Here is a 9,323-nt window from a genome sequence, read left to right as displayed (position 1 = left end):
GCCGCCGATGGCACGGTGTCGTACACGCCGACCGAGGCGGATTACGGCAAGGCCGTCAAGGCGAGCGTCACGGTGACCTACTCCGACAAGTCGACCGACACCGCCGAGGTCACGTTCAACGTCGCCGCCAAGCCGACCGCCAAGCCGATGAACCTGCAGTACGTGATCCGCTACAACAACGTCGTGGCCACCGTCGGCAAGACGGCGACCAACGCGCCGGTCATCACCGATCGGGACAACGACAAGCTCGTCAAGGTCCCGGCCGGCACCACGTACACCGTTGACGACAAGGCGCTCACGATCGCCGCCGATGGCACGGTGACGTACACGCCGACCGAGGCGGATTACGGCAAGGTCGTCTCCGCGACCGTCACGGTCACCTTCCCCGACGGCACGAAGCTGACTCCGGGCGTGGCGTTCTCCGTGGCGTCCAAGCAGCCGGTCAAGCCGGTCGAAACCCCGCGCGAGAAGCTCCAGACGGCCGTGGATGCGGCCGCCAAGCTCAACGAGAAGGCGTACACCGCCGCCTCGTGGACGTCGTTCGAGCAGGCGGCCGCCGCAGCCAAGGCGGTGCTCGCCAATCCGAACGCCACCGACGCGCAGATCAACGCCGCTCTGACCACGCTCAACGCGGCGAAGGGCGCGCTCGTCGCGGCGAAGACCGACGGCGGCAAGACCGATGGCAAGACCGAGCCGGGCAAGAAGCCCGGTCTGTCGAACACCGGTGCCAGCGTGGCGATGGTCGCTCTGGCTGCCGCGCTCATCGCCGGTGCCGGCGCTGCGCTCGCGCTGGCGCGTCGCGCACGTCGCTGACGCAGCCATGACGCAGCCATGACGCAGTGTCATGATTAGCGCATAGCCCGACATGCCGGTCATCCGGCCGGCGGTCGGCAGTGCGGCGGGAGAGCCCCGCGAACCAGAATCACATGGTTCGCGGGGCTCTTGCATGTCGCGCTTGTTCATGTCGCTTGTTCCATGGATTCGAGGGTTTCAAGGCCGCGTGGGGTAGACTCGGGGCATGAGCATTACGAAACGCGGCATCATGATGATCGTCGCAGCCGCGATCATCATCATCGCCATCGCCGCAGGCATCGCGATCGGCGTCACCATGATGGGTGATGGCCGGTCGGGCGGCAGCGACGCCGCCGATGCGCGGCAGCAGACCCAGAGCGATACGCAGACCGCCGCATTCCCCGAATTCGCACTCGGCGGCACTGCGATCACCGCCGACGAATTCGACCAGGCGATGAAAACCGCCAAAAACGAGACGATAAGCCACTTTTCGCAAACCTATCAGGTGAATCTCAACGCCGACGACGCCGACTGGACCGCCAAGCACGGCAGCGAGACGCCGATCGACTACCTCGCCAGGCAGACGGTGAGCGATCTGCGCACCCGGCACGCCACCTATCGTGTCGGCATGTCCATCGGCGCGGTGGCGTCGGACGACTATCCGAGCATCGTATCGCGCATGAGGAACGCCAACCAGACCAATGCGGACAAGCGCGCCAACGGGGAGGTGGTCTACGGGCGCAGCGAATACGACATCGACATGTACATCGACTACGAGCTCACCGCGTTGAAGAACGCCTACATCGACAACGACGGGAACCCGGGCATGGCGTTGAGCGACAAGGATGTGCAGGACTACTACGATGCGCACGACTGGACGGTCGAGGGCGTCGACGGCAAGGCGCCGCTGAGCGACGTCAAGGCGAACGTGAAGGTGCAGCTGCGCGAGGAGCGCTACCGGGCCATCATCGCCAAGGAGGTCGATTCGATCAGCCTTGCCGACGTGCCGTGGGCGAAGCTGCGCGCGTATGCGCTCGGTCAGCTTGACTAGTCGGAACCGCAATCCGACGCAATCCGACACAACCCGTCATCATGTCGGGTTTATCATGATTTCCGTGAGCGAAATCACCGGCCGGCACGACATGTCCGGCTGGTGGTGGCACTAAGCTATGCCGAAGAAGCCGGGCGCAGCCGTCCCAAAGCCTCTTTCGATGCCGCCCGGGCAAGGCGGCGCGGTGTGGCGGACGGCACACCGGAAGCCGAATCATAAGAGGACAGCATGGTAGAAACCGCATCGAACGCCACCATGAACGCGACTGCGCCGCAACCGCGCACAGGCGGATCGAAGCCCGCCAAACCGCTGCGGGTGGGATTGGACATCGGGTCCACCACGGTCAAGGCGGTGGTGCTCGATCAATCCGATTCCCTGAGCGAGACCCTGTTCTCCGACTACCGACGTCATCACGCCAACGTGCGCGCCACCGTGGCGGGCCTGCTGGAGGACATCCACAGGAAGCTTGAGGAGCTCGGGCGTGGTGACGAGCCGATCCGTCTCGCGATCACCGGTTCCGGCGGCCTTGCGCTCGCCGACAGCATGCATGTGCCGTTCATTCAGGAGGTCATCGCCGAAACCGAGGCGATCGACAAGGAATACCCGCAGGCGGACGTCATCATCGAGCTCGGCGGCGAGGACGCCAAGATCACGTACCTCAAGCCCACCCCCGAGCAGCGCATGAACGGCTCCTGCGCGGGCGGCACCGGCGCGTTCATCGACCAGATGTCCACGCTGCTCGACACCGATGCGTCGGGCCTCAACGACATGGCGAAGGACTACAAGACCCTATATCCGATCGCCTCGCGATGCGGCGTGTTCGCCAAAACCGACCTCCAGCCGCTCATCAACGACGGCGCCGCCAAGCCCGACCTCGCCGCATCCATCTTCACCGCCGTCGCCACGCAGACCATCGCAGGCCTCGCGTCCGGCCGCCCGATCCACGGCACCGTGATCTTCCTCGGCGGCCCGCTGTTCTTCATGTCCGAGCTTCGCGCCGCGTTCCAGCGTGCGCTCGACGGCAAGGTCGACGAGTTCATCGTGCCGACCAACGCGCACCTGTACGTTGCCTATGGCGCCGCGTTGCAGGCCGATATGGATGCCGACGATCAGGGCCACCACTTCGAGGCGCGCACCTGCGCCGACATCCTCAAGCGGCTGGAGGAGCTGAAGAACCTTCCCAGCAACACGCCCACCATGCCGCCGCTGTTCCCCACCGAGGCCGACCGCGAGGCGTTCAACCAGCGTCATCACCGCGAGCACATCCACATCGGCACGCTCGACGGCGCACACGGCCCCCACTTCCTCGGCATCGACGCCGGCTCGACCACCATCAAGGCCACGCTCGTCAACGACGACCGCGAAATCGTGTGGTCCAGCTACGCCAACAACGAGGGCAGCCCGCTGACGGCCGCCATCAACATCGTCAAGAAAATCCAAGCCGAACTGCCGCAGGGCGCGTGGATCGCGCGCTCCTGCGCCACCGGCTACGGCGAGGGACTGATCACCACAGGCCTGCACTTGGACGAAGGCGTGGTCGAGACCATGGCCCACTACCGCGGCGCCGAAATGGTCAGCCCCGGCGTCACCGCCGTCATCGACATCGGCGGTCAGGACATGAAGTACCTGGCGATCACCGACGGCGTCATCGACTCGATCGCCGTCAACGAGGCCTGCTCGTCCGGTTGCGGCTCGTTCCTGCAGACCTTCGCCATGTCGATGGGCCTGACGATTCAGGAGTTCACGCAAAAGGCGCTCGCCTCCACGCATCCGGTGGATTTGGGCTCGCGCTGCACCGTGTTCATGAACTCGTCCGTCAAACAGGCGCAGAAGGAAGGCGCGTCCATCGAGGACATCGCCGCCGGCCTGTGCTATTCCGTGGTGCGCAACGCGCTGTACAAGGTCATCAAACTGCGCGATTCCGGTGAGCTTGGCGACACCGTCGTGGTGCAGGGCGGCACGTTCCTCAATGACGCCGTGCTGCGCGCCTTCGAACTGCTCACCGAACGCGAGGTGACCCGTCCGAACATCGCCGGTCTGATGGGTGCCTATGGTGCGGCGCTGACCGCCCGCATGCACTACGAGGATGTGGCCGACGACGATCATGAGCATGTGCTGCAGGACGGTACCGCCGCCGATCATGCGGCTGCCGCGGCGGCTTCTGCGACGGATGCGGCTGCGGATGCGGCTGCTGCGGCGGCGGTGGGCGATACCGCGTCGGCTGCGGCGGCGGGCGGCTCCGCCGCGACCGCAGACGCCGCAGCGACCGCGGCCGGCCATGATCATGAGATCGTCGTCGACGGCATCCACCACACCGTCTCCACGATCCTGACCGGCGACGAACTCGATCATCTGTCGATGACCAGCGAGCGCGACGTGTGCAAGCTGTGCCAGAACCACTGCAAGCTCACCATCACCACGTTCGCCGACGGTTCGCGCTACGTGACCGGCAACCGCTGCGAACGCGGCGGCGACGCCAAGAAGAAGCGTTCCGACCGTCCGAACCTCTACGACTACAAGTACAAGCGCTGCTTCGCCTACCGCAGGCTGACCGACAAGAAGGCCACCCGCGGCGAGATCGGCATCCCGCGCGCGCTCAACATGTACGAGAACTACCCGTTCTGGTTCACGCTGCTCACCTCGCTGGGCTTCAAGGTGATGATCTCCGGGCGCAGCTCGCATGAACTGTTCGAGACCGGCATCGAATCGATCGCCTCCGAGAACATCTGCTACCCGGCCAAGCTGGTGCACGGGCACATCAAATGGCTGCTGGGCAAGGGCGTCAAGACGATCTTCTACCCGTGCGTCAGCTACGAGGACAATCTGGTGCCGAACACCGACAATCATTACAATTGCCCGGTCGTGGCCAACTACCCGCTCGTCGTCGGCGCGAACATGCCCGAACTGCGCGACTCGGACGTGCGCTACATGCACCCGTACTTCAACCTCGCCAACCACGAGCTGATGGTCGATCGCATCGTCGAGGAGTTCGCATGGGCGAACGTGACGCGCGAGGAGGCTGAGACGGCCGTCAAGGCCGCCTACGCCGAAGACAAGGTCTTCAAGAACGACGTGCAGCAGGAGGGTCTGAAGGCCCTCGCCTACATGAAGGAGCACAACTGCCGCGGCATCGTGCTCGCCGGCCGCCCCTACCACATCGACCCGGAGATCAACCATGGCATTCCCGAAACCATCTGCGCACTGGGCATGGTGGTGCTCTCCGAGGACTCCATCTGCGAGCTGCAGCCGGGGGAGAAGCTTGATCTGACCGAATTCCTTGCGGCCGGCGAGGAGGACCCGCGCAAGAAGAACGCGGCCGGATTCCGTCATGTCGGCGATCGCACGGTCACCGTCAAGCGCATGCCGCTGCGCGTGACCAACCAGTGGGCGTACCATTCGCGCCTGTATGCGGCGGCGAACTTCGTCGCGTCGTACCCCGGGCTGGAACTCGTGCAGCTCAACTCGTTCGGATGCGGACTCGACGCGATCACCACCGATCAGGTGTCCGAGATCCTCGCCGACAAGGCCGACGTGTACACGCTGCTCAAGATCGACGAGGTGTCAAACCTCGGCGCCGCCAAGATCCGTCTGCGCTCGCTCAAGGCGGCCGTCGAGGAGCGTGAGCGCAACAAGGCAAGGCTGCTCGCCGACGGTGCGTCCGGTGCCGCCGGTGCTGGGTCAATTGGGGTCGGTTCGCTCGAAGCCGGTTCGGTCGGCGCCGACGCGAATCCGCAGCAGCCGACCAAGCACGACACCGAAGCGAAGGTGGACGAGGCCGCGGTCAAGGCGGCAGAGGCGCGACTTGCCGCAGCCAAGGCCGCCCTTGCCGAGGCGCAGGCCGCCGTCGATGCCGCCGAGGCGAAGGTGCGCGCCGAACGCGCCGGCGATGCGGCGAACGGCGCTGCCGGCGCGAATGGTACCGCCAGCGTGAACGCCGCACCGGCCGGCGCGCCCAGATCCACCGGTTTCCGCCGCACTGGCGGCAAGGCGCCCACGCCGGGCCGACAGGTGCTGCTCGACACGACCATGGCATCCAACCCCAAGCTCACCCGCGCCATGCGCGAGGCATCCAAGCGGGCCGCCGAACGCGACATCAAAGCCGCGGCACAGGGCCGCGACGTGCTTGCCGGGTCGAACGGCACCACCGCTCCGGCGGCGGGCAAGCCGCGCAAGGGCGGCAAGTCCGGCCACAACAACGCCACGATGAGCCGCTACGCTCATCGCGAGAAGTTCGTCAGGAACATGAAGCGCGACTACACGATCGTCGCCCCGCAGATGAGTCCGATTCATCTGTCGCTGGTCGAGGCGGTCATCCGCTCCGGCGGCTACAGGTTCGACGTGCTCAAGCATGCCAGCCGCAGCGACGTGGAGACCGGCCTCAAATATGTGAACAACGACGCCTGCTACCCGGCCATCATGGTCATCGGCCAGCTCATCGACGCGATCCTCGAAGGCAAGTACGACCCGGATCATGTGGCGCTCGCCATCACCCAGACCGGCGGCATGTGCCGAGCCACGAATTATTTCGGCCTTATCCGCAAGGCGCTGATCGACGCCGGCTACCCGCAGATCCCGGTGATCGCCATCTCCACGCAGGGGTTGGAGGACAACCCCGGATTCAAGGCGACCGTGCCGATGCTGCACCGTGCGGTCAAGGCGCTGATTCTCGGCGATCTGCTTATGAAGTGCCTGTACCGCGTGCGTCCGTACGAGGCGGAGCCCGGCGCGGCGAACCGCCTGTACGAGCAGTGGGATGTGATCGTGCGCGAAACGCTCGAACATCACGGCTACTCCAAGACCGGCGCGAAGACGGCGTGGCTGAGGAAGGGCTGGCTGCCGTACGGCACGCTCGCCAGCGAGATCGTCAAATCGTTCGATGCGCTGCCGTTGCGCGACGTGCCGCGCAAGGTGCGCGTCGGCGTGGTCGGTGAGATCCTCGTCAAATACCAGCCCGATGCGAACAACCATGTGGTCGACGTCATCGAATCGCAGGACTGCGAGGCCGTGGTGCCCGGCATCATGGAGTTCATGACCACCAAGCCGTACATCACCGACTGGAACGAGCACAACCTTGGCATGGGCGGCAACCAGTTCGCCTACGCGATCATGCGCTGGGGACTCGACCGGTACTTCGCGCCGATCAACAAGGCGCTCGACTCATCGCACGGCAAGTTCCGCCGCGACGAGCCGATGCCCGAGCTCGTCAAGAAGGCGGCCGAGGTCACGTCGATCGGCGTGCAGGCCGGCGAAGGATGGCTGCTGACGGCGGAGATTCTGGAGCTCATCGAGCAGGGCTGCCCGAACGTGATCTGCGCGCAGCCGTTCGCCTGCCTGCCCAACCATGTGACCGGACGCGGCATGTTCGGCAAGATCCGCCGCCTGCACCCGGAAGCCAACATCGTATCCATCGACTACGATCCGGGTGCCTCCGAGGCCAACCAGCTCAACCGCATCAAGCTGATGATCGCTGCGGCCAAGAAGGCGCACGCTAGGCTTACGGCCGCCGATTAGTGGTGGGCTGGGTGGCTTGGCCGCCTTCGCGGGCGCTGATTGCGCGCCCGCTCACCTCACCTACGGACAGTGCACTGCACTGTCCGTTTAACGGTTCGGCCAAGAAGGCGCATAACGCGAAGTTCGCCGATGCGGGTGAACCGCAGGGGTTCACCGCGGCCGACTGATTCCGGCCGGGGGGCTCGGCCGCCCTTCGCGGGGCGCTGGCTATCGATTCTTTGTATAGCGGAATCGACATGTGGCCGGCCGCGAGCCGCTACGATGGCCATCATGACGATACGAACCAGTTATGCCCATCTGCTGACCAAGCCGAATCCCAAGCATGTGGACAGTCTGCTGCGCTTCTTCGAGAACGGTCGCTCCCAGCGCGGCACCGGCGGATTCGGCGTGGAGATCGAGCATCTGCCGGTGCATGACAGCGACGACACCGCGGTGAGCTACTACGAGCCCAACGGCATCGAAACACTGCTCAAGCGGATTGCGCCGTACTACGACAGCGAGAAGGAATACTGGGAGAACGGGCATCTGGTCGGACTCGCGCGCGACGGCATCACCGTGTCGCTGGAGCCGGGCGGTCAGGTCGAATGCTCGCTGGGCATTCTCAAAACGCCGCAGGAGCTGCTGACGTACTACCGCTCGTTCCGCCGCGACGTCGACCCGGTGCTCGCCGATCTGGGATTCCGTCTGGTCAACTACGGCTACCAGCCGAAGTCGGGATATGCCGACGTTCGCGTCAACCCCAAGGACCGCTACGATGCGATGACCGCCTATCTGGGGCGTGTCGGCCAGTTCGGCCCGTGCATGATGCGCTGCTCGGCCTCCACGCAGGTGAGCATCGACTACGTCGATGAACGCGATTCGATCGACAAGGTGCGACTCGGCACCGTGATCGGGCCGATTCTCGCATGGTTCTTCCGCAACACGCCGTATTTCGAAGGCGAGACGAATCCGTGGCCGTTGCTGCGCCAGCGGATGTGGGATTACCTCGACTTCCAGCGCACGAACGTGATTCCGGGACTGTTCGACGATCGGTTCGGCTGGGAGGACTATGCGATCGACGTGCTGTCCACGCCGCTCATGTTCGCCGATCTGACCCATACGCCCGAGGCCGAGGGGCTGACCGGCAAGCAGCTGCATCATGCCGCGTTCTATGAGAACGCCGCCGACGTGTACCCTGATCGCGAGCTCAACCCCTACGAGATCAACCACATCATCTCCACGCATTTCAACGATGTGCGACTCAAGAACTTCATCGAGCTGCGGCACTGGGATTCGCTGCCGATCGAACGAGCCGAACGACTGACCGAGATCATCGGATCGCTGTTCTACGATGCGGCGAACCGTGATCGGCTCGAATCGTATTTCGACGGCATTCGCGAGGTCGATGTGTTCGAGGCGAAGGCGAACATTCAGGCGCACGGGCGTGACGCCACGCCGTATGGGCAGCCTCTGGAGTTCTGGCATGCGTTCCTCGGTCTTGAGGGGCTGCTCGCCGACGAGCCGGGGGATCCGAGGCATCCTGACGTGTTTCAGGCGTAGGCCGGTGCCGTGGACCCGCATTGGTGCGGGGTGCGTACGGGGCTGGGTATTGGGGTCGTGGGATCAGTGATTCCGCGGCCCCTGTTGCGTTTGGTTGCGGTTGAGATGGCCGTTTGTTTCGAGAGTATCTTGCGCTGGTTGTCGGTGGAGGCACCTCGGCGCAAGGGATTCTCGAAGTGGCTGATGAGTTCGAGAAAACCTTGCGAGGGCCGACCGCTGGGCGCAAGATTCTCTCGGGTTTTGCCTTGAGTTCGAAAATATCTTGCGCGGGGTCGGTCACGTGGCGCGCGGTTGGTCACAGGGAGCGCCCCGCTCCCTGTGACCGCTTGATGAAAACCTTGATATTGCAGCGTTTTCCGGCATGATGGTCACGTGGCGCGCCCGCTCCCTGTGACCGACCCCGCTGAAGTCGGCGGATGCGCTGACGGCT

Annotated in this window: 3 protein-coding genes and 3 pseudogenes; all 6 read left to right on the top strand. The window is 64.7% G+C overall.

Annotated features, from left to right (window positions below; genetic code table 11):
• Positions 1–813, top strand: an 813-nt coding sequence (locus EHS19_RS00650) for a YPDG domain-containing protein (RefSeq protein WP_175578216.1), incomplete at its 5' end; no start/stop codon positions are given.
• Between the two features lie 205 nt (positions 814–1,018).
• Positions 1,019–1,843 (top strand): lacto-N-biosidase chaperone LnbY, encoded by an 825-nt coding sequence (lnbY, locus tag EHS19_RS00645; RefSeq protein ID WP_151915859.1) that lies wholly within the window; start codon positions 1,019–1,021, stop codon positions 1,841–1,843.
• A gap of 255 nt (positions 1,844–2,098) precedes the next feature.
• Positions 2,099–3,941, top strand: a pseudogene (locus EHS19_RS11825) (acyl-CoA dehydratase activase); the annotation flags it as partial.
• Between the two features lie 185 nt (positions 3,942–4,126).
• A pseudogene (locus EHS19_RS11820) lies at positions 4,127–5,482 on the top strand (acyl-CoA dehydratase activase-related protein); the annotation flags it as partial.
• A 312-nt stretch (positions 5,483–5,794) separates the two neighbouring features.
• Positions 5,795–7,354, top strand: a pseudogene (locus EHS19_RS11815) (activase); the annotation flags it as partial.
• 267 nt (positions 7,355–7,621) lie between these two features.
• Entirely contained in the window at positions 7,622–8,893 is a 1,272-nt protein-coding gene (locus tag EHS19_RS00635; RefSeq protein WP_151915882.1) for a glutamate-cysteine ligase family protein, read from the top strand.
• Positions 8,894–9,323: the final 430 nt, after the last annotated feature.

Origin of the sequence: Bifidobacterium jacchi (assembly GCF_009078285.1) — a bacterium.
Taxonomy (GTDB): domain Bacteria; phylum Actinomycetota; class Actinomycetes; order Actinomycetales; family Bifidobacteriaceae; genus Bifidobacterium; species Bifidobacterium jacchi.
Note: the sequence above shows the minus strand (reverse complement) of the source record. Positions and strands in the feature narration are given on the sequence as shown.

Coding starts and splice junctions, on each gene's coding strand:
- lnbY (WP_151915859.1), top strand. CDS start 1,019: ATGAGCATTACGAAACGCGGCATCATGATGATCGTCGCAGCCGCGATC.